This window comes from Parahalioglobus pacificus (genome assembly GCF_014652275.1).
Taxonomy (GTDB): domain Bacteria; phylum Pseudomonadota; class Gammaproteobacteria; order Pseudomonadales; family Halieaceae; genus Parahalioglobus; species Parahalioglobus pacificus.
This window is the reverse complement of record NZ_BMYM01000002.1, coordinates 135,562-159,996: the sequence shown is the minus strand read 5'-3', so window position 1 is coordinate 159,996 and position 24,435 is coordinate 135,562. Positions and strand designations below refer to the sequence as shown.

The 24,435-nt window shown below is 57.4% G+C and carries 21 protein-coding genes and 1 tRNA gene; 15 read left to right on the top strand and 7 right to left on the bottom strand.

All coding sequences use genetic code 11. The features are described from left to right. The first annotated feature begins 107 nt into the window (after positions 1 to 107). The 10 genes from IE089_RS09460 to hemE all read left to right on the top strand — a co-directional run bounded on the left by IE089_RS09460 (position 108) and on the right by hemE (position 13,869). Positions 108 to 1,172 (top strand): pilus assembly protein PilM, encoded by a 1,065-nt coding sequence (locus tag IE089_RS09460; RefSeq protein WP_189477575.1) that lies wholly within the window; start codon positions 108 to 110, stop codon positions 1,170 to 1,172. Beyond that, positions 1,172 to 1,738, top strand: coding sequence for a PilN domain-containing protein (locus IE089_RS09455; RefSeq protein ID WP_189477574.1), 567 nt, complete (start codon positions 1,172 to 1,174; stop codon positions 1,736 to 1,738). The genes IE089_RS09460 and IE089_RS09455 overlap by 1 nt, the downstream gene beginning before the upstream one ends. Before the next feature lie 3 nt (positions 1,739 to 1,741). After that, positions 1,742 to 2,353, top strand: a complete 612-nt coding sequence (locus IE089_RS09450; protein WP_189477573.1) for a type IV pilus inner membrane component PilO — start codon at positions 1,742 to 1,744, stop codon at positions 2,351 to 2,353. A gap of 8 nt (positions 2,354 to 2,361) precedes the next feature. Beyond that, on the top strand, positions 2,362 to 2,892 hold the full coding sequence (locus tag IE089_RS09445) for a pilus assembly protein PilP (protein ID WP_189477572.1): 531 nt from the start codon (positions 2,362 to 2,364) through the stop codon (positions 2,890 to 2,892). Positions 2,893 to 2,968: 76 nt separating this feature from the next. Beyond that, entirely contained in the window at positions 2,969 to 5,074 is a 2,106-nt protein-coding gene (locus IE089_RS09440) for a type IV pilus secretin PilQ (protein ID WP_189477571.1), read from the top strand. 17 nt (positions 5,075 to 5,091) lie between these two features. After that, positions 5,092 to 5,604: a shikimate kinase AroK gene (aroK, locus tag IE089_RS09435; RefSeq protein ID WP_189477570.1), complete on the top strand. Its 513-nt coding sequence runs from the start codon at positions 5,092 to 5,094 to the stop codon at positions 5,602 to 5,604. Positions 5,605 to 5,680: 76 nt separating this feature from the next. After that, on the top strand, positions 5,681 to 6,760 hold the full coding sequence (aroB, locus tag IE089_RS09430; protein WP_189478313.1) for a 3-dehydroquinate synthase: 1,080 nt from the start codon (positions 5,681 to 5,683) through the stop codon (positions 6,758 to 6,760). Between the two features lie 150 nt (positions 6,761 to 6,910). Then, positions 6,911 to 11,353: a glutamate synthase large subunit gene (gene gltB / locus IE089_RS09425; RefSeq protein ID WP_189477569.1), complete on the top strand. Its 4,443-nt coding sequence runs from the start codon at positions 6,911 to 6,913 to the stop codon at positions 11,351 to 11,353. A gap of 20 nt (positions 11,354 to 11,373) precedes the next feature. Further along, positions 11,374 to 12,795, top strand: coding sequence for an FAD-dependent oxidoreductase (locus IE089_RS09420; protein WP_189477568.1), 1,422 nt, complete (start codon positions 11,374 to 11,376; stop codon positions 12,793 to 12,795). A gap of 6 nt (positions 12,796 to 12,801) precedes the next feature. Beyond that, on the top strand, positions 12,802 to 13,869 hold the full coding sequence (hemE, locus tag IE089_RS09415; protein WP_189477567.1) for a uroporphyrinogen decarboxylase: 1,068 nt from the start codon (positions 12,802 to 12,804) through the stop codon (positions 13,867 to 13,869). A gap of 54 nt (positions 13,870 to 13,923) precedes the next feature. Here the strand turns inward: hemE and cysE are convergent, their stop codons facing one another. Together cysE and trmB are read right to left on the bottom strand one after the other, a co-directional pair. Then, positions 13,924 to 14,754 (bottom strand): serine O-acetyltransferase, encoded by an 831-nt coding sequence (gene cysE, locus IE089_RS09410; RefSeq protein WP_189477566.1) that lies wholly within the window; start codon positions 14,752 to 14,754, stop codon positions 13,924 to 13,926. Between the two features lie 27 nt (positions 14,755 to 14,781). Beyond that, complete coding sequence (gene trmB, locus IE089_RS09405) at positions 14,782 to 15,459, bottom strand: tRNA (guanine(46)-N(7))-methyltransferase TrmB (protein ID WP_189477565.1); 678 nt, start codon at positions 15,457 to 15,459, stop codon at positions 14,782 to 14,784. Positions 15,460 to 15,576: 117 nt separating this feature from the next. Here trmB and IE089_RS09400 point away from each other — a divergent pair, with 117 nt between their 5' ends. Then, complete coding sequence (locus IE089_RS09400) at positions 15,577 to 16,302, top strand: acyltransferase (protein WP_189477564.1); 726 nt, start codon at positions 15,577 to 15,579, stop codon at positions 16,300 to 16,302. 25 nt (positions 16,303 to 16,327) lie between these two features. On the opposite strand, the gene IE089_RS09395 is transcribed toward IE089_RS09400, so the two are convergent. From IE089_RS09395 to IE089_RS09375, 5 genes are all read right to left on the bottom strand, one after another. Then, positions 16,328 to 17,308 carry a serine/threonine protein kinase gene (locus tag IE089_RS09395; protein WP_189477563.1) on the bottom strand — a complete coding sequence of 327 codons (981 nt, stop codon included), beginning with the start codon at positions 17,306 to 17,308 and terminating at the stop codon, positions 16,328 to 16,330. Then, positions 17,305 to 18,396, bottom strand: a complete 1,092-nt coding sequence (gene modC / locus IE089_RS09390) for a molybdenum ABC transporter ATP-binding protein (protein ID WP_189477562.1) — start codon at positions 18,394 to 18,396, stop codon at positions 17,305 to 17,307. The genes IE089_RS09395 and modC overlap by 4 nt, the downstream gene beginning before the upstream one ends. Next, the gene (gene modB / locus IE089_RS09385) at positions 18,393 to 19,076 is read right to left on the bottom strand and encodes a molybdate ABC transporter permease subunit (protein ID WP_189477561.1); all 684 of its coding nucleotides are present in this window, start codon (positions 19,074 to 19,076) and stop codon (positions 18,393 to 18,395) included. Before modB ends, modC begins: the two co-directional genes overlap by 4 nt. After that, positions 19,070 to 19,780: a molybdate ABC transporter substrate-binding protein gene (modA, locus tag IE089_RS09380; RefSeq protein WP_189477560.1), complete on the bottom strand. Its 711-nt coding sequence runs from the start codon at positions 19,778 to 19,780 to the stop codon at positions 19,070 to 19,072. Before modA ends, modB begins: the two co-directional genes overlap by 7 nt. An 80-nt stretch (positions 19,781 to 19,860) precedes the next feature. Then, complete coding sequence (locus IE089_RS09375) at positions 19,861 to 20,433, bottom strand: ComF family protein (protein ID WP_189477559.1); 573 nt, start codon at positions 20,431 to 20,433, stop codon at positions 19,861 to 19,863. Between the two features lie 297 nt (positions 20,434 to 20,730). On the opposite strand from IE089_RS09375, the gene bioB reads away from it, so the two are divergent. The 4 genes from bioB to IE089_RS09355 all read left to right on the top strand — a co-directional run bounded on the left by bioB (position 20,731) and on the right by IE089_RS09355 (position 24,409). Further along, complete coding sequence (gene bioB / locus IE089_RS09370) at positions 20,731 to 21,792, top strand: biotin synthase BioB (RefSeq protein WP_189477558.1); 1,062 nt, start codon at positions 20,731 to 20,733, stop codon at positions 21,790 to 21,792. Between the two features lie 354 nt (positions 21,793 to 22,146). After that, positions 22,147 to 23,940, top strand: a complete 1,794-nt coding sequence (locus IE089_RS09365) for an acyl-CoA dehydrogenase C-terminal domain-containing protein (protein ID WP_189477557.1) — start codon at positions 22,147 to 22,149, stop codon at positions 23,938 to 23,940. A 90-nt stretch (positions 23,941 to 24,030) separates the two neighbouring features. After that, on the top strand, positions 24,031 to 24,264 hold the full coding sequence (locus IE089_RS09360; protein ID WP_189477556.1) for a DUF3094 family protein: 234 nt from the start codon (positions 24,031 to 24,033) through the stop codon (positions 24,262 to 24,264). Positions 24,265 to 24,332: 68 nt separating this feature from the next. Then, a tRNA-Pro gene (locus IE089_RS09355) sits at positions 24,333 to 24,409 on the top strand. Positions 24,410 to 24,435: the final 26 nt, after the last annotated feature.

Below are 24,435 nucleotides of genomic sequence, written 5' to 3'. Positions count from 1 at the left end.
TATGCTTTTTTTAACTTTTGATTGCATAAATGCCTGTGCTATACCTTACTATTAATGTATCGGTGCATAAAAAAAACCTAACTTGGTGATACATAAAGGAAAATACATTGCTCGGTATTTTGGGGAAAAGAAAGACAACGCCGGTGCTGGGGCTAGATATCAGCTCCACGACCGTGAAGTTGCTGGAGCTAAGCTACTCGGGCGATCGCTATCGGGTGGAGAGCTATGCCGTGAGCTCTTTGCCTCAGGATGCGGTGATTGAGAAGAACGTCAACGACATTGATGGAGTAGCTAACGCCGTTCGCAGTGTGATTGCCCAGTCACGCAGCAAGCTGAAAACCGCCGCCGCCGCGGTGGCCGGTTCATCCGTGATTACCAAGATCATCGATATGCCTGAGGGCCTGTCCGATGACGATATGGAAACCCAGCTGACGCTGGAGGCCGATCAGTACATACCCTATCCCCTGGACGAGGTTGCTATCGACTTTGAGGTACAGGGACCTTCCCCCGACCGCGAAGGCCAGGTAGAGGTCCTGTTGGCGGCATGCCGGCGGGAGACCATCGATTCTCGCGTGGAGTCCATCGAAGGGGCCGAACTCACCGCCAAGATCATGGACGTCGAAGCCTACGCCATGGAGCGCGCTTATACATTGGTGCAATCCCAATTGGGGTTGGACGATAGCGCCACAGTCGCTGTGGTTGATATTGGCGCCACCATGACCACCCTCAGCGTGCTGAACAACGGGCAGACCATATATACCCGTGAGCAGCTGTTCGGCGGTAAGCAGTTAACGGACGAGATCATGCGTCGATACGGCCTGCCTATGGAAGAGGCGGGTCTTGCGAAAAAACAGGGTGGTCTTCCTGACGACTACGAGCCAGAGGTGTTGGAGCCCTTCAAAGACGCGGTTGTCCAGCAAGTGGCGCGCTCGCTGCAGTTCTTCTTCTCATCCAGCCAGTACAACGACGTGGACTACATCGTCCTCGCCGGCGGTGTGGCTTCCATGGAAGGCCTGCCGGAACTGGTGCAGGAAAAACTGGGTACGCCGGCCGCTGTGGCCAACCCCTTTGCCGAAATGACAATCTCTTCCCGGGTCAATGCGGTGGCGCTGTCTTCAGATGCGCCGGCCATGATGATTGCCTGTGGCCTGGCGATGAGGAGCTTTGACTAATGGCACACATTAACCTGCTGCCCTGGCGCGACGAACGGCGCCAGGAGCAGAAGAAAGAGTTTCTGACCATCCTCGCCTTGGTTGTATTTCTGGGGGCGGGCCTGGTTTTACTGGCAGACCGCGTCGTTAACAGCCAGATCGATAACCAGAACGCGCGTAACGAGTACCTCAAGACCAATATCCGAGAGCTGGACAAGATGGTGGCGGAGATTCGCGACCTTCAGAAAAAGCGCAACCAGCTGATCGAGCGTATGCGGGTCATTCAGGAGTTGCAGGGCAACCGTCCGATTATCGTGCGCGTGCTGGACCAACTTGTGCGCACCATCCCCGATGGTGTCTTTTACACCAGTCTCTCCAGTGACGAGAAGACCATCACTATTAATGGTGTGGCTGAATCAAATAACCGGGTTTCCAGCCTGATGCGCCGCCTGGACGCGTCCGACTGGCTGCAGAATCCCAATCTGGACAGGGTCAGCGCCGCACCGACGTACGGTGACCAGGCAACGACATTCAACCTGACTGTGCAGGTACAGCTTCCGCAGGCGGAAGAAGGGACGGGGGGCTAAGCAATGGCTTTACAAGATTCGTTACGCTCCCTGAATGAGCTGGATATCAATGATCTCAACTTTGAGAACATTGGCAGCTGGCCCGGCCCCGTTAAATTCATCCTCTGCGTGTTGTTGCTGGCAGGTGTGATCGCCGGTGGCTACTACTACCATGTTGAAGACCTTCAGCTGCAGCTGCAGCGGGTGGAAGCCGAAGAGGTCAAGCTGCGCGAAGAGTTCGAGAGCAAGGCCTTCCAAGCAGCGAATCTGGATGCCTACCGTCAGCAGATGAAGGAAATGGAAGAGTCCTTCGGCGCACTGGTCAGTCAGCTGCCTAGCGACACCGAAGTGCCCGGACTGCTGGAGGACATTACTAACAAGGGCTTGCTCAATGGTCTGGAGATCGGCTCCATTGATTTGCAACCAGAGCAATCCAGAGAGTTTTATGTCGAATTGCCGATCGCGATTCAGGCGGTAGGCTCCTACCACGACCTGGGCGCCTTCGTCAGTGGCATGGCAGGCCTGCCCCGCATCGTGACGCTGCATAACTTTTCTATCAGTGCGCCCGGTGCGAACACGAATCAATTAGGCATGAGCATCACGGCCAAGACTTACCGCTACAAGGATGAGGGGTGATCACGGTGATGATGACGAGATCAAAACTCCTGTTGGCGGCGGCCTGTGTATCGGCGCTTACGGCCTGTACCTCGCGTGACTTTTCCGACCTCGATGCATTCATGGCAGAAAAGCGCGCGCGCCCAGGCGGCATTATCGAGCCTATTCCCACATTTAAGGCCTACGAGGCGTTTGCTTATGCGGCCACGCAAATGCGTAGCCCGTTCGACAGGCCTATCGAAGTGCGCGAGATCACCCAATTACAGGCGATCAGTGCAGTAAAGCCGGACGAAAACCGGCCTAAAGAATTCCTGGAGCAATTCACCTTCGACTCGCTGGCAATGGTGGGGACATTGCAGCGCGGACAGGGTGACTGGACACTGATCCGCGATCCGCAAGGCGGCATCCATCGCGTATCGCTAGGCAATTACCTGGGCAGGAATCACGGCAAGATCATTGAGATGACAGACACCTATGTCGCAGTCGTGGAAATTGTGAGTGACGGTACCGAAGACGGATGGGTAGAACGTCCTCGCACAATAGAATTAAGCGGCATTTGAGGCCGGTTTGGTGACAGCCATGGAAAGAATAACAGGAAATCTGGGGGCAACTGGCGTGAACAGGGCAGGCTATTCGATGTTACGTAAACTGCAGCAAGTGGGCGCGGCCCTGGCGCTGTCGCTAGTGACGGTGGCGTCTTATGCGGCACCGGCGGTCACCGATATCGAGTTCAGCTCGCGCCCGGGCAGCAAGTTTGAAGTGCGGTTGGACTTCAACGAAACACCGCCGTCGGACCTGCGCTCCTACACCATCGAGAAGCCGGCCCGTATCGCCATCGATTTCCCGAACACCATCAGTGAATTAGAGCAGAAGCGTTACTCGTTGCCCTACGGCAATGCCACAGGCGTGATGGTCCTGGAGTCTGGTGATCGCACCCGGCTAGTGATGAACCTGGTGAAGCTGGTGCCCTACGAGACTCGCGTGGAAGGCAACAGCATGTTCCTTATTGTTGGCCAGGATGCCAGCGAAGAGTATGTGAAGGCATCGGCTGATCCCACACGTGTCGCGACGGAAGTCGAAGACGTGATCGATGTTAGATCGGAAATCACTGACCTCCAATTCCAGCGCACCGGAGACGGCGAAGGCCGCCTGACTCTGCAGCTGACTGACCCCTCCGTGGATGTGAATGTCTTCAGCGAGGCGGGCGATGTGACGGTCCAGTTCCTGGACACTACTGTGCCTGAGCGCCTGCTGCGTCGCTATGACGTGACCGACTTTGCCACCCCCGTGCAATCTGTGGATGTGAACACAACAGAGCGGGGCGCTACTCTGAAGCTCAAGGCCTCGGGTGAATACGATTACCTGGCCTACCAGACCGATGATCAGTATGTGCTCAGTGTGAAACCCCTCAGTGCCCGGGAAGCCGAAGAGCGTCGCAATGAGTTTACCTACGTGGGTGAACGTATCTCGCTGAACTTCCAGGACATCGAGGTTCGCGCGGTACTGCAGCTGATTGCTGACTTTACCGAACTGAACCTGGTGGCTTCTGACACGGTATCCGGCCGCATTACCCTTCGTTTGCAGAATGTGCCCTGGGACCAGGCACTGGATCTGGTGCTAAAGACCAAAGGGCTGGATAAGCGCCAAGTGGGTAATGTGTTGATGGTGGCCCCGGCTGCCGAGATCGCAGAGCGTGAGCGCCAGGAGATTGAAGCCAATCGCCAGATCGCCGAGCTGGCACCGCTGCAGTCTGAGTTTATCCGCATCCGCTATGCAAACGCCAGCGAAGTGGTTGGTTTGTTCTCTGCCGGCTCTGAAGACGGCGGTACTTTGATCAGCGAGCGCGGTTCGGTGATTGTGGACAGCCGCACCAACTCCATCATCCTTACCGAAACAGCGGACAAATTGGCCGAGATACGCGCCCTGATTGAGCAGGTGGATATCCCCATCCGTCAGGTCATGATCGAGGCGAGGATTGTGATTGCACAGTCTGACTTCGACCGTGAGTTGGGGATTCAGTGGGGTGGTGGTTTTATTGATGAAAACCTGAATTCCAATGTTCTTTCTGTATCGGGCGACTCTCCAAACGTAGTGGGTTTGAATGAAGATATCATCGCAGGCACAACGCCCAGCCTGGACTACCCCGGCGCGTTGTTGGTAGATCTGGGTGTATCGACAGGAACCAGTGGCTTTGCGGTAGGCTTTACATCAGAAGACTTATTTCTCACGGCTGAGCTGTCCGCGCTTGAGGCCGATGGCAACGGTGAGGTGGTCTCGCAGCCGAAGGTCATTACCGGCGACAAGCAGCAGGCAACCATCAAGTCAGGTACCGAGGTACCCTTCCAGCAGGGCTCTCTGAGTGGACAGAATACCACTGAGTTTAAGGAAGCGGTTCTTCAGCTGGACGTGACACCCAACATCACGCCCGACGACCGTATCCTGCTGGACCTGATCATTACCCAGGACTCGGTGGGCGATTTGGTGCCCAGTGGTCAGGGTGGTTTCATTCCCTCGATTGATACGACCGAGCTGACCACACAGGTACTGGTAGGCAACGGTGAAACCGTTGTACTGGGCGGTGTATTCCGCACCGAAGACATTGAGCGGATTACCAAGGTCCCCTTCTTCGGAGACCTGCCCTACATCGGCGCATTCTTCCGGAACGAGGCGCGTGACCTGACCAAGACCGAGACGCTGATCTTCATCACGCCGCGCATCCTCGCTGATACCCTGCTCGACTAGGTTTCAGCCATTCACTAATGCCCCAGCTTCAGAAAGTGTTTCTTGTCGGCCCCATGGGGGCCGGCAAAAGCACCATCGGCAAGTACCTAGCCCAGCAGTTGCAACTCCAATTCGCTGATACCGACACCGAGATAGAAGCGCGCACGGGTGCTGACATTCCCTGGATTTTTGATGTCGAGGGCGAGCAGGGCTTTCGCGATCGCGAACAACAGGTCGTGGAAGAGATGACCCAGTGGGACCGCGTTGTACTGGCGACGGGCGGCGGAGTGATCTTACGGGAGGAAAATCGCAGCGCGCTGGCCTCCCGCGGGTTTGTCATTTATCTCCACGCGACGGTGGCAGAGCAAACACGGCGCACACGCAATGACCGTAACCGCCCGCTGCTGCAAACCGAGGATCCCGGCAAAGTGTTGGCTGAGCTGATGGCCATTCGTGACCCGCTGTATCGCGAGATTGCGGATCACGTGATTGATACCGATGGCTGTGCCCCGCGCGCAGTCGCCAAGCGCCTGATGAGCGAGCTGCGCTAAGGCAACTACCCCGTACGATCCAGCCGCGCTAACATGTGCGGCCGTTTCAAATATCGACTCCGCCATGTCTGAAGTGATGCACACCCTGAACGTTGAGCTCGGTGAGCGCAGCTATCCCATTTATATCGGTCGCGACCTGGTAGCTGATGCGACTCTGCTGCGCCAGCACCTGGCGGGTCGGCAGCTGGTTCTGATCAGCAACGAGACGGTTGCACCCCTGTATGCCCAAGCCCTTGTTAAGGCGCTGGGTGATCAGCAGCGGTTTACCCGGATCGAGCTGCCCGACGGCGAGCAGTACAAGACGCTTGAGTCACTGAACACCATCTTTGATCAGGTCATGGCCGATGGCCATAACCGCAGTACGACGTTTGTTGCACTGGGTGGCGGCGTTGTTGGCGACATCACAGGCTTCGCGGCGGCGTGTTACCAGCGGGGCGTGGATTTCCTTCAGGTGCCGACAACTCTGCTGGCCCAGGTGGATTCCTCGGTGGGTGGCAAAACGGCAGTAAACCACTCGCTGGGCAAGAACATGATCGGTGCCTTTTATCAGCCACGGGCGGTGTTCATTGACCTGGGCACATTGCGAACCTTGCCAGATCGGGAATTTGCGGCAGGGCTGGCGGAGGTGATCAAGTACGGCCTGATCGTTGATGCCCCGTTTTATGCGTGGCTCAAGGCCAATATGTCGGCGCTGCTGGCTCGTGACGAACAGGCGCTGGCCTATGCCGTCGAGCGCAGCTGCGCGATCAAGGCCGACGTGGTGGCTCGGGATGAGCGCGAGGGTGGTCTGCGGGCAATCCTCAACCTCGGGCACACGTTCGGGCACGCGATTGAGACCCGGCAGGGCTACGGGCAGTGGCTGCACGGGGAAGCCGTGGCTGCTGGTATGGTGATGGCGCTGGCGCTGTCGGCCCAGCGCGGCTGGATAGAGCCGGCCGAAGTCAGCACTTTGGTTTCGCTGTTGGAGGCGGCTGGGCTTCCCACCGAAGCCCCAGACGATATGTCCAGCGCAGAGTTTGTAGAGCTCATGGGCCGCGACAAAAAAGTGATCGACGGCCAATTACGCCTGATTTTGTGCCGCGATATCGGAAATGCGGAGGTTGTCGATGATGTCTCCACGGCGGAACTGACAGCCCTGATAAGCGGCTCTGGTTGACCCATTGGCGGCGTCTCGATGTCGCTCAATTGCCCGTTTGTCGCTCTATGGGCATCTGTGTAGAATAGCTACCCCCTTCCGCCCGGGCTGAACTGTGGCGCAAGGGCCATCGCTGTAACTTGCTGTTTTAATTACCTTTCTGGACATGTTATGAGTGCAGGCCTGTATCGACCTGAAGATGTGCGTGACAATTGTGGTTTCGGCCTGATTGCGCACACATCCGGTGATGCCAGCCATAGGCTGCTGCAGACCGCTATCGAATCCCTGACCTGTATGACCCATCGGGGAGGCATTGCCGCCGATGGTCGTACCGGTGATGGCTGTGGCCTGCTGATGCAGATGCCAGGCCCCTTTATGCGCACCCTCGCGGACGAATGCTTCGGTATCACGCTGAGTGACAATTTTGCCGTCGGTCAAATCTTTCTCAGTACAGATGCCGAAAAAGCGGCCGCTGCGCGTGCCGCTATGGAAACGGCCATACGTGACCAGGGGCTGGCGGTGGTGGGCTGGCGCGAAGTGCCTATACAAAAGGATGTTTGCGGTGAGATTGCGCTGTCCACGTTGCCGCAGATTGAACAGCTGTTCATCGACGCGGAAGGCCTCAGTGATGTAGAACTGTCCACGCGCCTGTTTGTTGCCCGTCGCAAGGCCGAAATAGCGTGCGAGCAGGACGCGGATTTCTATATCTGCAGTTTGTCGGCCAGGGTCATCGCCTATAAGGGCCTGGTCATGCCCGTGGACCTGCCACTTTTTTATCTAGACCTGGGCGATGAGCGCCTGACCACCGCCATTTGTGTGTTCCACCAGCGCTTCTCTACCAACACCATGCCGAAATGGCCGCTGGCGCAGCCCTTCAGGCTGTTGGCCCACAATGGTGAGATCAACACCATCGAAGGTAACCGGAACTGGGCCGAAGCCCGTACTGCCTGTTTCGAGACTGAGCGGCTGCCCGATATTCAAGGCATCTCACCACTGGTGAACCGCAGCGGCTCGGATTCCTCAAGCCTGGACAATATGCTGGATGTGCTTCTGACCGGCGGCGTTGATATGCCGCGGGCCTTGCGCATGCTGATTCCGCCCGCGTGGCAGAACCACGAGTCCATGGACCCGGACCTGAAGGCTTTCTACGAATACCACTCCATGCACATGGAGCCATGGGATGGTCCTGCGGGTATCGTCCTTACTGATGGTCGTTACGCGGTCTGCCTGCTTGATCGCAATGGTTTGCGCCCGGCACGGTGGGTAAAAACCAAGGACGGCTTCATTACCCTGGCCTCAGAAGTCGGCACCCACGGTTATCGCAATGCCGATGTTGTCGCAAAGGGTCGAGTGGGCCCCGGTCAGATATTGATGGTAGACACTCACACGGGTGAGCTGCTGCAAACCGAGGATATCGACCAGCGCCTGAAAAGCCGTCACCCGTATAAGCGCTGGTTACGCGAGAAAGCCACCCGCATTGAGGGGACTTTTGGCGGTGAGGAAGCACCGGGCATAGAGCCCGATAAGATCGATGCCTTCCAAAAGATGTTCCAGGTGAGCTTCGAAGAGCGTGACCAAGTGCTCAGGCCGCTTGCCGAGTCTGGCAATGAGGCGGTGGGCTCCATGGGTGACGACACGCCCATGGCCGTGTTGTCCCGCCATGAACGCTCCCTGTACGACTATTTTCGGCAAAAATTTGCCCAGGTCACCAACCCGCCGATAGACCCGCTGCGCGAAACCATCGTCATGTCATTGGAGACGGACCTTGGGGGAGAGAAAAACCTGTTTCATGAGGGGCCGGAGCACGCAGATCGTGTGATCCTCACCTCACCGGTGCTGTCCCAGGGCAAGTTCAACACGTTGCTGCGCATGGAGCGTCCTGGCTTTAAGGTTCGCGACATCGACGCCAGCTATAACCCGGCAGAGACCGATCTTAAGAGCGCAGTGCAAGCCACCGCGGAAAGTGCTGCACAGGCTGTGCGCGAAGGTGCCACTATTTTGGTGCTGTCGGACCGCGGTATCACACCCGAACGCCTGCCGATCCATTCCCTGTTGGCAACCGGGGCAGTGCACCATCATCTGATTGCCCAGGGGCTTCGCTGCGACGCGAACTTGGTGATAGAAACTGCCAGCGCGAGAGATTCTCACCAGATCGCCTGTTTGCTGGGCTTTGGTGCCACGGCGGTTTATCCGTATCTGGCCTACAGTGTACTGGAAGATTTGATCCGCAGCGGTGAGCTACTGGGCGAGCCCAGTGCCTGCTACAAAAACTATCGTAAAGGCGTCAACAAGGGGCTGCTGAAGATCATGTCCAAGATGGGCATTTCAGCGGTGAGCTCTTACCGTGGCGCGCAATTGTTTGAGGCTGTGGGCCTTGCTACCGATGTGGTAGACCTGGCCTTCCGCGGCGTGGCCTCGCGCATACAGGGTGCGGGCTTTACCGAGTTGGAGCGCGATCAGCAGAAATTGGCGCGTACGGCCTGGTCACTGCGCAAGCCCCTGACCCAGGGCGGTTTGCTCAAGTACGTGCACGGCCAGGAGTACCACGCATTCAACCCCGACGTCGTGATGACTCTGCAGCAAGCTGTCGCCAGTGGCGACACCGCGGTCTACAGGCAGTACGCAAAGCTGGTTAACGATCGGCCCGCTGCCGCGCTCAGGGATCTGTTAATGCCCGTAGAGGCAGAGCAGCCCGGTGCGTTGGACGAGGTAGAGCCGGTAGAGGCGATCATGCGTCGCTTCGATTCCGCCGGAATGTCCCTCGGCGCCCTGAGCCCGGAAGCGCATGAGGCCCTTGCTGCGGCGATGAACCGCGTGGGCGCGCGCTCCAACTCGGGTGAAGGTGGTGAAGATCCACGCCGGTTCGGCACCGAGCGAGTCTCAAAGATCAAGCAGATTGCCTCGGGCCGTTTTGGTGTGACGCCGCACTATTTGGTGAATGCAGAGGTTCTCCAGATCAAGGTTGCCCAGGGTGCCAAGCCCGGCGAAGGCGGCCAGTTGCCCGGTGGGAAGGTCAATGAGCTGATTGCCGAGCTGCGATACTCAGTGCCCGGCGTCACTTTGATTTCACCGCCGCCGCACCATGATATTTACTCTATCGAAGATCTGGCTCAGCTCATCTTCGATTTAAAGCAGGTTAATCCACAGGCGCTTGTCTCCGTGAAGCTGGTGTCTGAGCCTGGCGTGGGCACTATTGCCGCCGGTGTCGCCAAGGCGTACGCCGACCTGATTACGATTTCTGGCTACGACGGCGGTACGGCTGCCAGTCCACTGACCTCAATTCGCTACGCGGGTTCCCCCTGGGAACTGGGCCTGGCAGAGGTGCAGCAAACCTTGCGCGGCAACAGCTTGCGCGGCGCGATTCGGCTGCAGGCTGACGGTGGTTTGAAAACCGGCCTGGATGTCATCAAAGCGGCGATTCTGGGCGCCGAGAGCTTCGGCTTTGGCACAGCGCCCATGGTCGCCCTGGGTTGTAAGTATCTGCGTATCTGCCACCTGAATAACTGCGCCACAGGCGTAGCCACGCAAAATCAGGCGCTACGAGACGATCACTTCAACGGTACGGTCGACATGGTCGTAAACTTCTTCACGTTTGTCGCGGAAGAGACCCGTGAATGGCTGGCGCGCCTGGGTGTGCGTTCGCTGGAGGAATTGATCGGCCGCACTGATCTCTTGCAGCGCCTACCCGGGGCAACCGACAAGCAGCAGCAATTGGACCTGGCGCCGATTCTCTACAAGCATCCTGAAATGGCTGACCAGCCCGAGTTCTGCCAGGTTTCCTCTAATGATCCATTCGATAAGGGCGAAAAGGCCGAAGAAATGGTCGCCGCCACGCTGCCGGCGATCGAGGCCGCCAGCGGCGGTGAGTTCGCCTTTGACGTAACGAACTGCGACCGCTCAATTGGTGCGCGCTTATCCGGCGAGATAGCCCGCCGGCACGGCAATACCGGCATGGACAAATCACCGCTGGTGCTGCGACTAAAGGGCACCGCTGGCCAGAGCTTCGGTGTGTGGAACGCCGGAGGCTTGCACATGTACCTGGAGGGTGACTCCAATGACTACGTGGGCAAGGGTATGGCCGGCGGTAAGCTCGTGATTTATCCGCCGGCGGACAGTGAATATGCGTCTCAGGAAACGGCCATTATCGGTAACACCTGTTTGTACGGCGCAACCGGCGGCAAGCTGTTTGCCGCAGGCATAGCCGGTGAGCGTTTTGCCGTGCGGAACAGCGGTGCCCACGCCGTGATTGAAGGCGCAGGCGATCATTGCTGTGAATACATGACTGGCGGCACAGTCACCGTACTGGGCCCTACCGGTGTGAACTTTGGCGCAGGCATGACCGGTGGTTTTGCTTACGTGCTGGATCAGGACCGTGGCTTTATCGATCGCTACAACAGCGAGCTGGTTGAGATTCACCGTGTCAGCGCAGAGTACATGGAGGCTTATCGCTCCCATCTGCGCGGAAACATCCGGGAGTTCGTGGAAGAAACCGGTTCCCAGTGGGGCGCATACCTGCTGGAGAATTTCGAAGATTACATCGGCAAGTTCTGGTTGGTGAAACCCAAAGCTGCCGAGTTCGATCAACTGCTGTCGCGCTTGCGCAACACTGACTAGGCAACGGGTAGGTAACTGCTATGGCGAACCGTTTGGCCAATAATTTCCAGTTCATCGATGTGGGCCGTCAGGATCCTGACACCCGCGCGCTGGACAGGCGTAAGACGGAGTATGTCGAAATTTACGACGGCTTCAGCAAGGCACAGGTAGCGGAGCAGTCTCACCGCTGCCTCGAGTGCGGCAATCCCTACTGTGAATGGAAGTGCCCGGTACATAACTTCATTCCCAACTGGCTCAAACTGGTCGCCGAAGGCAACATCTTTGAGGCCGCAGAACTCAGCCACCAGACCAATACTTTGCCTGAGGTGTGCGGCCGCGTGTGCCCACAGGACCGGCTCTGTGAGGGTGCCTGCACTCTCAATGATGGCTTTGGCGCGGTGACGATTGGCGCCTCCGAGAAATACATTACCGATACGGCGCTGGCTATGGGTTGGCGGCCAGACTTATCGGACGTGGTACCCACGGACAAGAAAGTTGCGATCATCGGGGCTGGGCCGGCTGGGCTGGGCTGTGCCGACATTCTGGCGCGTGCCGGGGTAAAGCCGGTTGTCTTTGACCGCTATCCGGAAATCGGTGGCTTGCTAACCTTTGGCATTCCCCAGTTCAAGCTGGAGAAAGAGGTCATGGTGCGGCGGCGCGAGGTGTTCGAGGGCATGGGCATAGAGTTCCGCCTGAACACGGAAGTGGGCAAGGACATTGCTATCAGTGAGCTGATGGAGGAGTACGATGCCGTGTTCCTGGGCATGGGGACCTACACTTACATGCGTGGCAACTTCCCCGGTGAGAACCTGCCAGGCGTGTACGAGGCCCTGCCGTACCTGGTGGGGAACGTAAACCAGAATCTTGGCTTCGAACAGCCCGCTGAAAATTTCGTTAACCTGAAAGGTAAACGTGTTGTGGTCCTTGGCGGTGGCGATACGGCCATGGATTGTGTGCGTACAGCCGTGCGTCAGCAGGCCGAAAAAGTCATCTGCGCCTATCGCCGCGATGAAGAGAACATGCCCGGTTCGCGCCGCGAAGTTAAGAATGCCCGTGAAGAGGGCGTGGAATTTTTGTTTAACCGCCAACCCATTGAAGTGGTCGAGTATTTTGGCGCTGCCTGCGGCGTGAAGATGGTGACGACCGAATTGGGTGAGGCAGATGCCGATGGCAGGCGACGCCCGCAACCCATTGCGGGCAGTGAGGAAGTGCTTGAGGCGGACGCGGTAATCGTTGCTTTCGGATTCCAACCCAGCCCTGCTGACTGGTTTACTGACATCAACGTCAGCACCAACGATTGGGAGGGCGTGGTTGCAGAAGAGCATCAGGAATTTAAATTCCAGACCAGTAACCCCAAGGTGTTTGCGGGTGGCGATATGGTGCGTGGCTCGGACCTGGTTGTCACCGCGATTTGGGAAGGTCGTCAGGCAGCAGAAGGCATCCTGGACTTCCTGGGCGTTTAAAACAGTATGACTGAACTGAAGAATGACCGTTTCTTGCGGGCTCTGCTGCGACAGCCTGTCGACCGCACGCCGATCTGGATGATGCGTCAGGCGGGCCGCTATCTGCCTGAGTACCGCGCTACCCGGCAGCAGGCAGGCTCCTTCATGGACCTGTGCAAGAACGCAGAGCTGGCCTGCGAGGTGACCCTGCAACCGCTGCGCCGCTACCCCATGGACGCGGCAATACTGTTCTCCGATATCCTCACCATTCCCGATGCACTGGGTTTGGGGCTGTATTTTGAGGAAGGTGAAGGTCCGCGTTTTCACAAGACTGTTCGCAGTGAAGCTGATCTGGCGGCACTAAACAGTATTCGCGCCGAGGATGACCTCGGCTATGTGATGAACGCAGTGCGCACCATTCGCCGCGAATTAAACGGTTCCGTGCCTCTAATCGGCTTCACAGGAAGTCCCTGGACCTTGGCCACATACATGGTAGAGGGCAGGTCTTCCAAAGACTTCGCTCGCGTCAAAACCATGGCATACGACCAGCCGGAACTGATGCATGCATTGCTATCGCTGTTGGCGGATGCGGTAGCTGATTACCTGTGCGCGCAGGTTGATGCGGGTGCCCAGGCGCTTCAGATATTCGATACCTGGGGCGGAGCCCTCAGTGCCGGTGCTTACCGGGAGTACTCGCTGAAGTATATGCAGCGCATTATCTCCCGCCTGCCCACCGAGGCAGACGGACGCCGGGTTCCCGTTATTGTGTTTACTAAAGGTGGCGGCCAGTGGTTGAACGCCATTGCCGACTGCGGTGCGCAGGCCGTGGGCATCGACTGGACCACCGACATTGGCACGGCACGCTCACTGGTGGGTGAGCGTGTGGCACTGCAGGGCAACATGGACCCAATGATGTTGTTTGCCTCACCGCAACGTATTCGCGAGGAGGTAGGTACCATACTGGCAGGCTTCGGACATGGCAGTGGGCACGTGTTTAATCTTGGACACGGTATCACTCCCGGTGTGAATCCTGACCACGTCACCGCATTTGTTGACGCGGTGCAGGAACTGTCGCCGCAGTACCACGCAAGCTGAACCCGCGCGCCGAACAGTGCACGCCTTAGCCACTTAAGGGTATTGCCGGCTTAATCAGGCGCGCTCTTGATCCGCACAGGGTAGGGCGCAGTCTTCATCGCCACGGAACGCATGGTCCATTTCCAGCGCAGGTTGCTGGGTTGTGGGCTTGCCCACGACTTTGGCAGGCACACCTGCAACGGTCGTATGCGGCGGCACCTCATCCAATACCACGCTGCCGGCGCCAACTTTTGCACCTTCGCCCACGCGAATATTGCCAAGAATCTTGGCACCGGCACTGATCAAGACGCCGTTGCCAATCTTGGGGTGGCGGTCGCCTTCGTCTTTGCCGGTTCCGCCAAGCGTTACCGACTGCAAGATGGAGACGTTGTCCCCCACCACCGCAGTTTGCCCAATCACCAGCCCGGTGGCGTGGTCCAACATAATGCCGCGGCCTAACTTGGCAGCCGGGTGGATATCGACGCCGTAGACCACCGACATGCGGTTTTGGAAAAACAAGGCCAGTGATTCTCTACCCTGATGCCACAACCAATGCGCCACGCGCTGGGTCTCCAGTGCGTGAAAGCCTTTGAAATACAGGAACGGGATATAGATCTCGTGGCAGGCTGAATCGCGTTCAAGCACGGCATTCAGATCTGTTCGCACCGAATCCAGGATGCTGCTGTCTGCCTTAAAGGCCTCTAGGAACACATCCCGGAGCAGCAGCGCGGACGCCGTTGGGCTGTCCAACTGATTCGCGAGGTGAAAGCTCAGCGCCCGCTCCAGTTTGCGATGGTTGAGTATGGTCGCATGCAGGAAGCTGGCGAGCACAGGCTCGCGCTGAACATGTCGTTCAGTTTCTGCATGGATACGATCCCAGATCGGATCTGCTTTCTTGGGTGACATAAGCCTGCCTCTCACGGGTTAGGCACTTTAGACCATCATTTGATTGCCGTCACATGGCCGCGATGCGGTGAATAACCACAGTGTGTGACCGCTGTCCTGATACTTTCGTTCAAACAGCGTGAGTGGTTCAGTGGGTTGGTATTCTTTAACAACGCCCAAACGCCCGCTCAGTCCCATCGCCAGCCCAAACTCTTCGACATATATCTGCCAGTTGGAGCGCAGCTCCACCCTGCCTCCCATTGCCAGTAATAGCGGGAACGCGGGATGGCCATGGATTCGACGCTTGAGCTGAGAGGGTTTGGGCCAGGGATTTGGGTAGAGCAGGTAGTGGGCCTCCACTTGTATTTGCCGGGCGTTCATCCAGGCCCAAAGCGGCTCGCAGTCCGCTTGTAATAATAGGTAATTGTCGGTGCTCTGCTCGCCGTGACGGGCAAGCCGGTGGGCAGATTTGTCGATGCCCAATACTCTTCTGTCGGGATACATCGCCGCCAGCGCAGCTGTGCTCTGACCGGTGCCGCAGAAAGAGTCCACAATTAGCGCCCCGCTGCCTTTTGCCAGCCACTCCTCCAGTGCAGCGATCGCGAGCTGATTATGCGGCGCCAGCGGCTCGCGCCACTCGCTGTGCTGATGCCGTTTTACCAGGGAGGCCAGCTTGGGGTGTATACCTACTTGGCTGCTACTGATGCTGCGTGAAGGTTGCTGCATGGACTGTCCGTGAACGCTGGCCAAGTTTCTCGTTGCGAGGCAGCTGTGGGTTTGATGTTGCCGTTTACGCCTGCGATGATACTGCCCCCACTAACATGGCTCCACAGCATTCTGTTCATGCGTGACGACCTCAGACCTTACCGAGTAAAAAAAGCGTATCTGGCTTTCCGTCGCTGGTATACCGATTACTTTCTGCGGCCTGAGTGCGAGTACATGGGGCCTTATGATTCGGTGATGAAACCCTGGTACGTGCACATCTCCGGACCCAATATCCGTATTGGTCGCTCGTTCACCGCTATTGGTGAGCCCATGCATCGTGTTGAGGTGGGTGTCTGGGGGCGTGAGGCAGGCGCAGGTAAGATCACCATCGGTGACTGCGTGCTTATGAGTCCGGGCACGCGAGTCAGCGCCAGTGACGAGATCACTGTGGGTGATGGCACGATGATGGCAAACGGGGTGTATGTGACCGACTCCGACTGGCACACGATTTACGATCGCACCAAGCGCGACGAAGAGCCGCGGCCCGTTCACATCGGCAAGAACGTCTGGCTGGGAGATCATGCCACCGTGCTGAAAGGCGTAACCATCGGTGAGAACAGTGTGGTGGCGGCGCGCGCTGTAGTCACTCGCGATGTACCGCCAAATGTCGTGGTCGCAGGTAACCCAGCAAAAGTCGTGAAAGAGTTAGACCCCGAGAAGGGCTTTACCACGCGTATGGATTATTACGCGGACCCTGCAGGCTTGGAGCGCTTCTTTGATGAGGTGGACAAGCAGGTGCTTGTCGGTAACAGTTATTGGCGCTGGCTGCTGGGCATTGTCTACCCCCGATCCCGTCCTCGCTAGTTCGCTTTGTGCACGACCGAGGTATTTAAAGGAGCTGTAACGGCGCTTCGTCCAGGGCGGCCAATTGCTCACGCAACTCCAGTATGTGATCCGCCCAGTACCGCTCAGTGTTGAACCACGGGAAGCTGCGAGGGAAAGCAGGGTCTTCCCAACGTCTGGCGAGCCAGCCTGCGTAGTTCACCAAACGCAGTGTTCTCAAAAGCTCCACCCAGCGAAGCTGCCTGGGGTCAAAGTCGCTGAACTCCTCGTAGCCCTCCACCAGTTCGCTCAGTTGCAACTGCCGTTCATGGTGCTCTCCGTTGAGGAACATCCAGAGATCTTGAATGGCGGGTGCGCTGCAACAGTCGTCCAAATCCACGAAGTGGGCCACATCATCGCGCCAGAGGATGTTGCCGACGTGACAATCACCATGCACGCGGATGAGGTCTTCGGCGACGATCTCTTCAAAAATGGGCTGGCAACGTGATTCCAGATCGGCGGTGAGCGTATCGTAAGCGGTTTGGAGGCCCGGCGGGAGGAAGTGCTCCAGTAGATACACTCGGTTTTCGCTGAGCATGCGATTGAGACTCAGTGATTGGCGATGGTGAAACGAAGACGCTTTACCCACCGCGTGAATGCGGCCCAGTGTTCGACCCAAGACCAGCATGTTGTCCAGGTTATCCAGCTCGGGGGGATAGCCGCCCCGTCGTTCAAATAAGGCGAAACGAAAACCCTCGAACTCATTGAGCGTGGTGCCGTCCGGATTGCACATGGGCGCGATGACAGAAATGCCGGCATCTACCAGTTCGAGGCTGAAGGCATGCTCCTCAAGGATCTGAGCATCGCTCCATCGCTGGGGGCGGTAGAACTTGGCGATGATGGGCGCGGAATCTTCTATGCCCACCTGATACACCCTGTTTTCGTAGCTGTTCAAAGCCAGCATCCGCATATCGCTCAACCGCCCGGTTGACTCCACCGCGGCCAATACCAGGTCTGGCGATAATGCGTCGTAAGGGTGGGTGCTCATTCGTTGTACCCTTGATCGCTGAGCAGGGCGGTACTTTTTATCTGTGCGAATAATTTATCGCCTGGCTGCAGCGCAAGTTGGTCTGCTGATTTGCGTGTAATGCGCGCCAGTAGGAACTGCTCACCCAGCGTTAGCTGCAGCAACATATGGCCTGGACCGCAGGGTTGCATGGCCGTCAATGTGACAGCAAGGCTATTCAATATGCTGGAATCACTGGCTCGCGATCGGGTGACGCTCACATCGCGAGCCGCTATACGAAGTCGGAGCTGAGAGATTTGAGAATCGGGCAGCGCATTGACCCACAGTGACTGGTTAGCAATGGAAAGCTCTGTGAGATGCCACTGCGAATGGTGTCCGCTGATCGAGGCTTGCAGAATGGCGGCCGCATTGCTGTCCCGAGCAAGGCTGGACTCAAGGCTACCGGCCAACTCGATTAAGGGCCCGTGCTCGGTAACCTCACCCTCTCTCATTATCACGAGATCGTCAGCGACATGACTCAGTTCTTGAATTTCGTGACTGACATAGATCATCGGGAGCTTCGTCTGTTTCGCAATGAGTGTCAGGCGCTTCAGGCAGTCTTGCTTGGCGTTGTAGTCCAAGCCGGCTAGTGGTTCGTCCAGCAGAAGAATGTTCGGCCCGTTTAATAGCGCACGCGCGATGGCAACACGTTGGCGTTGACCGCCTGACAGTTCACTCACCCCATGCAGCAGCAGTTTGCCTATTCCCAACCAGTCTATGACGGTGTCGCGTGAATAAGGAGGTTTGCTGTGCCGGCGTTTCACGGCGTAATCCAGGTTGCCACTGACATTAAGGTGCGGAAACAAGCGGTCGTCCTGGAACACCAGGCCCACACCTCGCTGGAATGTGGGTACGGATACGCCTCCGGCGAGCCAGACATCCTCACCATGGTGGATGACGCTATGAGGGGCGGGATCGCGCAGTCCTGCGATGCAGTGCAACAGCGTTGTCTTGCCGCATCCGCTGGGGCCGAAGACGCCCGTTACGCCCTGCAGCGGGAGTTGCAGCGCACAATTCAGGGTGAAACCCTGGGCACCTTCACACTTCAGATTTACGGTGAGTGAGCTCATCGCTTGATTGCCCACCCAGCGTTGGGTTCACTGCGGTAAAGGGCAAACAGTGTCAGCATTGAAAAGATCAGCAGTCCTGCAGCCAGCTGATGAGCCTGTGCGAACTGCAGAGATTCCACCTGATCGTACAGTGCAACCGATAGCACTCGGGTCTCCCCGGGGATATTGCCGCCGATCATCAGCACAACGCCAAACTCGCCGACAGTGTGGGCAAATCCCAGGGCCGCGGCCACCAGAAAACTGCGCCTGGTAGTGGGCAGCACAATGCTAATGAATCGATCCCAGGGCGCTGCGCCTAATGTGTCCGCTGCGGCCAGCAGTGTTGGGGGAACGCGTGCGAACGCCTGTTGCAGTGGTTGGACGACGAAGGGCAGCGAATACAGCACTGATCCAACAATAAGCGCCTCGAAGCTGAAGGCTAGCTGGCTGCCTGTGATTGACTGCCATGCGCTGCCGATAGCGCTGTTGGGCGCGAGAAGAATCAGAAGATAAAAACCGAGCACCGTTGGCGGCAGCACCAGCGGCAGAGCAACCAGCGCTTCAATCGCAGCTGCAAATGAGCCCTGGCGCCTTGATAACCACCACGCCAAAGGCGTACCCAGGAGCAGCAATAGTGCCGTGGACACGCTGGCTAACTTCAGGGTGAGCGCAATGGCTTGCCACTCGGCGCCCATTAGCATGGATCGTAGCCTGCAGCGGCAATAATCGACTGAGCAGGGTCTGAGCGCAGGTAGTTAACAAACTCTACTGCATTGGGGTTAGCGGCTGCGCGACCAAGGATGACCCCATCCTGCTGCAGTGATTGGTGCCACTCAGCCGGTATGACTCTCCCCTCTGGTGCCAGCGAGAGAGCGACAAGAGCCAACCTGGTGTTACCCGATTGCCAGTATTGGTAGGCCTGTAACACGTTGTTGCCGCGAACCAGTTTGCGGGCTGAACCACCACTGAACTCACTCCGCCTTAAAACCTCTACAGCAGCGCGGCCATAGGGCGCGGTTGTTGGATTAGCAATTGCGACGCTATGGCGGTTATCGGCCAAATCCGCGAGTTGGCCGCCTACCAGAGCTAGTTTCCCGCGCGCATAGCAGAAGGGAGCGCCGGTTGCGCTATTGTGCTGTGCCAGCCGAGCCGGGCCAGCCACATCGGCTGCCAATAACACGTCAAAGGGCGCGCCCATGCTGGCCTGAGTCACCAGTACGCCAGTGGAGGCAATGCTCAGTGATGCCTCGACGTTGGATACGTGTTCGAAATCGCGGATTAATCGCTCCGCGGTGCCGGCAAAGTTGGCAGACACCGCGATGCGTAAAGAGGTGCCGACTGATTCTGAAGCTCTCACAGAATTAGCGGCCGAATCTGCCAGCGCCACCAGGATTAGAGAAGCCACGCAAAGGAAGCGAGGCCCCCGTCGGGTTTCGCGTCGTACGGCCCAGAGTGAGAAACGCCGCTTGTTGGATGCGCTAGAGTTCATACGTCAGTGGTGTGTGCGGGTGTCGGTGTTCTTGCGATACACCAGATGTGCACCTCCCTGGCGCCGGCATTGAACAAGGCTGCGGCCGCGGCGTTGGCGGTGGCCCCAGTGGTCACCACATCATCGATGACAGCAATTCGGAGATTGTCACAGCGACCCGAGACAGTAAAGGCGCCGCGCAAGTTGGAGCGTCGCTGTTGGGCATTTTGTCCAACCTGGGGTTTGGCAGCGTGTGATCGTTTGAGACGAAACCCTGGCGCAGGCAGGGTCGCTAGTGTCCGTTGATTGCACAGAAGTGCGTTGCGAAGCGAATCTGCCTGGTTAAAACCGCGGTAGAGCAGGCGCCGCCAATTCAGGGGAAGGGCTACTACCGCGTCCACCGGGGGCAGCACACCGGTCGCATCCCGCCACAGTGTCATCAATAGTCTGCCTGCTACGCGATCGCGATCATACTTCCACCTTCTCAGCAGGTAGGCAATGGCAGGGTCGTAGATGTACGGAGCGACAACCCCGGTAAACACGCTGCGTTCCTGCAGACAGTTCGCACACAGCAATTGGCTATCGTGCATGGGTTGCGATTGGCTGGCGCCCATGCTGTCGCAAAGTGTTTTCGTGCTGCCTGTCGTAGGGACGGGTAACGGGAGGGCGCAGCGGTCGCAGTGATGGTTGTTGAGGGTGAGCGAAGCCTCGCAGCAAGTACACAGGGCGCATGGCTGGTCGCTGGGTAGCAGGCACAGGCAGCAGTGCCACGGCAGCAAGGCGTCTACAGCGTTTCGGCAGGCTTGGTTAACCCAGCGCAATTTCATAAGTTGACAGCGCCCGGGTGATAGCTAGCATGTGACGACCATCTGACAGGAACACCGTTCATGACTCACAGCGACCGTACACCAGCCCCAGCGAATACAAGCAGCAATCCCGGAATTCGTAGTGATTGGACGCCAGGGGAAGTCGCTGAACTGTTCGAGCTGCCATTCAATGATTTGCTGTTCCGGGCACAGGCGGTACATCGGCAGTATTTTGACCCGAATGCGGTGCAAATCAGCACGCTACTTTCGATCAAAACTGGCGCCTGCCCCGAAGACTGTGCGTATTGTCCGCAAAGCACCCGCTTTGATACCGGCTTATCTGTCGAGGAGTTGATGGACGTTCAGGCTGTCGTGGATCAAGCCCAACAGGCGAGGCAAGCGGGCGCTACTCGGTTCTGTATGGGGGCCGCGTGGCGTTCACCCAAAGACAGGGATATGCCGGCTGTTTTGGCGATGGTGCGCGGTGTGAGTGCTCTCGGCATGGAAACTTGCATGACACTGGGCATGTTAAGTGACTCTCAAGCCGAGGCATTGGCAGAGGCAGGGCTCGACTACTACAACCACAACCTCGATACCTCGCCCGAGTATTATCGAGAGATAATCAGCACGCGTACTTATGATGACCGCTTGCAGACGCTGGAGCGAGTCCGTTCAGCGGGCATGAAAGTGTGCTGTGGTGGCATACTGGGAATGGGCGAGCAGCGCATGGATCGTGTTGGACTGCTGTGGCAACTGGCGACCCTCCCGACCCATCCGGAAAGTGTGCCCATTAATCAATTGGTGCGCGTGCCTGGGACGCCGCTGGCGGATGAAGCCGACATGGATGCGCTGGAGTTTGTCCGTACCATCGCGGTGGCGCGTATTCTTATGCCGGCCTCGCATGTTCGTTTATCTGCCGGTCGTGAAGAGATGAGTGAGGAGATGCACGCACTGGCGTTCATGGCCGGTGCAAACTCGATCTTCTATGGCGACAAATTGCTGACGACAGCAAATCCTGAGGAGAATCGTGATCTACAGCTGCTGGCCAAGTTGGGCATTTCACCCGAGCCGCTGACGCTGCACAGCGCGCCTCTAGACCCTGATCCGAGATTCTACGATGCGAGCTCCCCGCACGCGGCCTAGTGCTGTTGAGGACGAATCTAGCGGTCTAGCGGTGGGTATCGACGCAGACAATGTATGGACAGTAATTATCACCCCGTGATTTTCTGCTGCGCTGAATTTGCGTGCGGCGCACTCCTTTAGCAGGAAAATGGATTCAAGAGGTGTTTTATATATTGATCTATAGTGTAAGTAAGTGCCCACTATATAAGTCAACCAAAGAAGCTATATAACGCGCGCGCGGGGTGCGTAACCCGTTGAAAAAGCAAAAAGGTATTTGACTTAGAGGTCGATTTATCGACAATGTGAACACCGAACACATGCGCCGTACCGAATCCGGTAAGTCAACGGCTGTTTGCTAATTGAGAGGATCAGACCATGCCAGAGTTTAAGGCACCCCTGCGCGACATAAACTTCGTGATGAACGAACTGCTGGAGTCGGAGGCGTTCTATCAATCGCTGCCCGGCTTCGAGGAAGCATCTCAGGACCTGATGGATGCCATTGTCGAGGAAGGCGCCAAATTCGCCGAGAGTGTGCTCGCGCCCCTGAACCAGTCCGGTGATGAAGAAGGCTGCACCTGGAGTGAAGAGGGCGTAAAGACACCCGACGGTTTCCCCGAGGCTTACCAGCAATACGTCGAAAACGGCTGGCCTGCGTTAGCAGCGGAAACCGCTTACGGCGGTCAGGGCATGCCCAACCTGCTTGGCATTATCCAGAACGAACTGGCGGGCACGGCCAACTGGTCCTGGGGCATGTACCCCGGCCTAAGCCATGGCGCGATCAAGACGCTTGAGGAACACGGCGACGAAGATCAAAAGCAAGCCTACCTCACCAAGCTGGTCGAGGGCCGCTGGACAGGCACCATGTGCCTGACAGAATCGCACTGTGGTTCTGACCTGGGTCTTCTGCGCACCAAGGCAGAGCCTCAGGCCGACGGCAGCTACGCTATCACTGGCACCAAGATATTCATCAGTGCCGGTGAGCACGACATGGCCGAGAACATCGTCCATATTGTCCTCGCGCGCCTTCCGGATGCTCCTGCCGGCACCAAAGGTATCTCGCTGTTCATCGTTCCCAAATTTATGCCCGCCGAGGACGGCGGTGTTGGCGAACGCAATGCTGTGCATTGCGCGTCTATTGAAAAGAAAATGGGCATTCGCGCCTCTGCTACCTGCGTGATGAACTTTGACGGCGCCAGAGGCTTCCTGATTGGGCCGCCCAATAAGGGTCTGAACTGCATGTTCACCTTTATGAACACTGCACGCATCGGTACAGCGATCCAGGGTCTTGCTCATGCTGAGTTGTCGTATCAGGGGGCGCTCGAATATGCGCGCGATCGCTTGGCGATGCGCAGCCTCACAGGCCCCAAAAATCCTGACGGCCCCGCGGACCCGATCATCGTACACCCCGATGTCCGTCGTATGCTGCTCACTCAGAAAGCGATTGTTGAGGGGAGCCGTGCGTTCTTGTACTACCTGGCGCAGCTGGGTGACGTGGTCGAGCATGGCGATGAAGAACGTGCAAAAGCCGCTGATGATCTGATGGCTTTCCTGACGCCGATTGGCAAGGCATTTGTTACGGAGGCGGGTTACGAAGCGGCCAACCTCGGTATACAGGTTTACGGTGGCCACGGGTTCATCAAAGAGTGGGGTATGGAGCAGATCGTGCGTGACGCGCGTATTGCCATGCTCTATGAGGGTACAACTGGCATTCAGGCCATGGACCTGATCGGCCGCAAGGTGCTTGGTAGTGGCGGCAAGCTGTTGACCACGTTTACCGATGTTATCGATGCGTTCTGTGCCGCTAATGCCGATGAAGCTGACGCCCCGTACATCGATGTTCTAAAGGCCTACAAAGACGAGTGGCTGACAGTGTCCATGTCGATCGGCGAGAAAGCTATGCAGAACCCGGATGAAGCCGGTGCAGCTGCAGTGGACTACATCATGTACAGCGGCTACGTGACATTGGCATTCTTCTGGGCGCGCATGGCTGTGCTTGCCCGTCAGAAGATCGCTGCCGGTGATGGCGATGCATCCTTCTACGAAGCCAAGCTGATGACTGCTGAGTTCTACTTTGATCGACTGTTGCCTCGCACTCGTGCGCACAAAGAGGCGATGGAATCAGGCTCTGACAACCTCATGGCTATGCCAGAGGCCATGTTCGACTTCTGATCGGATGCAGTGGCTCTGTCGCTCGTCTAACGGGTGACATCCAAGCGATAGAGGGAGACAATGCGCGAGTGTTGTCTCCCTTTTTTTGTTATGACCGAACATCGCCCAGAAGATCAGCCACCCGATCCTGACCAGGACAAAAGCTACCAGAATCGCCTCTACCCCGAGGATCAAGCGCGTGTGGATGAGTTCCTCCAGAAAGGCGTGAACTCCGTTGAGCGTAAGCCGTTCCGTCCGGGGTTGATGATCATTATGCTCATTGTCGTCGTCACGGGCTTTAGCCTGCTGAGTCAGCTAATTGCCCGTTGGTCGGGTATCTACTAAGTCGCGCTTAGACCGGCCGCAATTGGCGTTCTCCAGTGCCTTTGGTATAGTTGCCGGCCTCAAAGATTCGGTGTGTGGCGCAGCCTGGTAGCGCACTTCCTTCGGGAGGAAGGGGTCGGAGGTTCGAATCCTCTCACACCGACCATCTATTAAAATTCTGGAATCATCGCC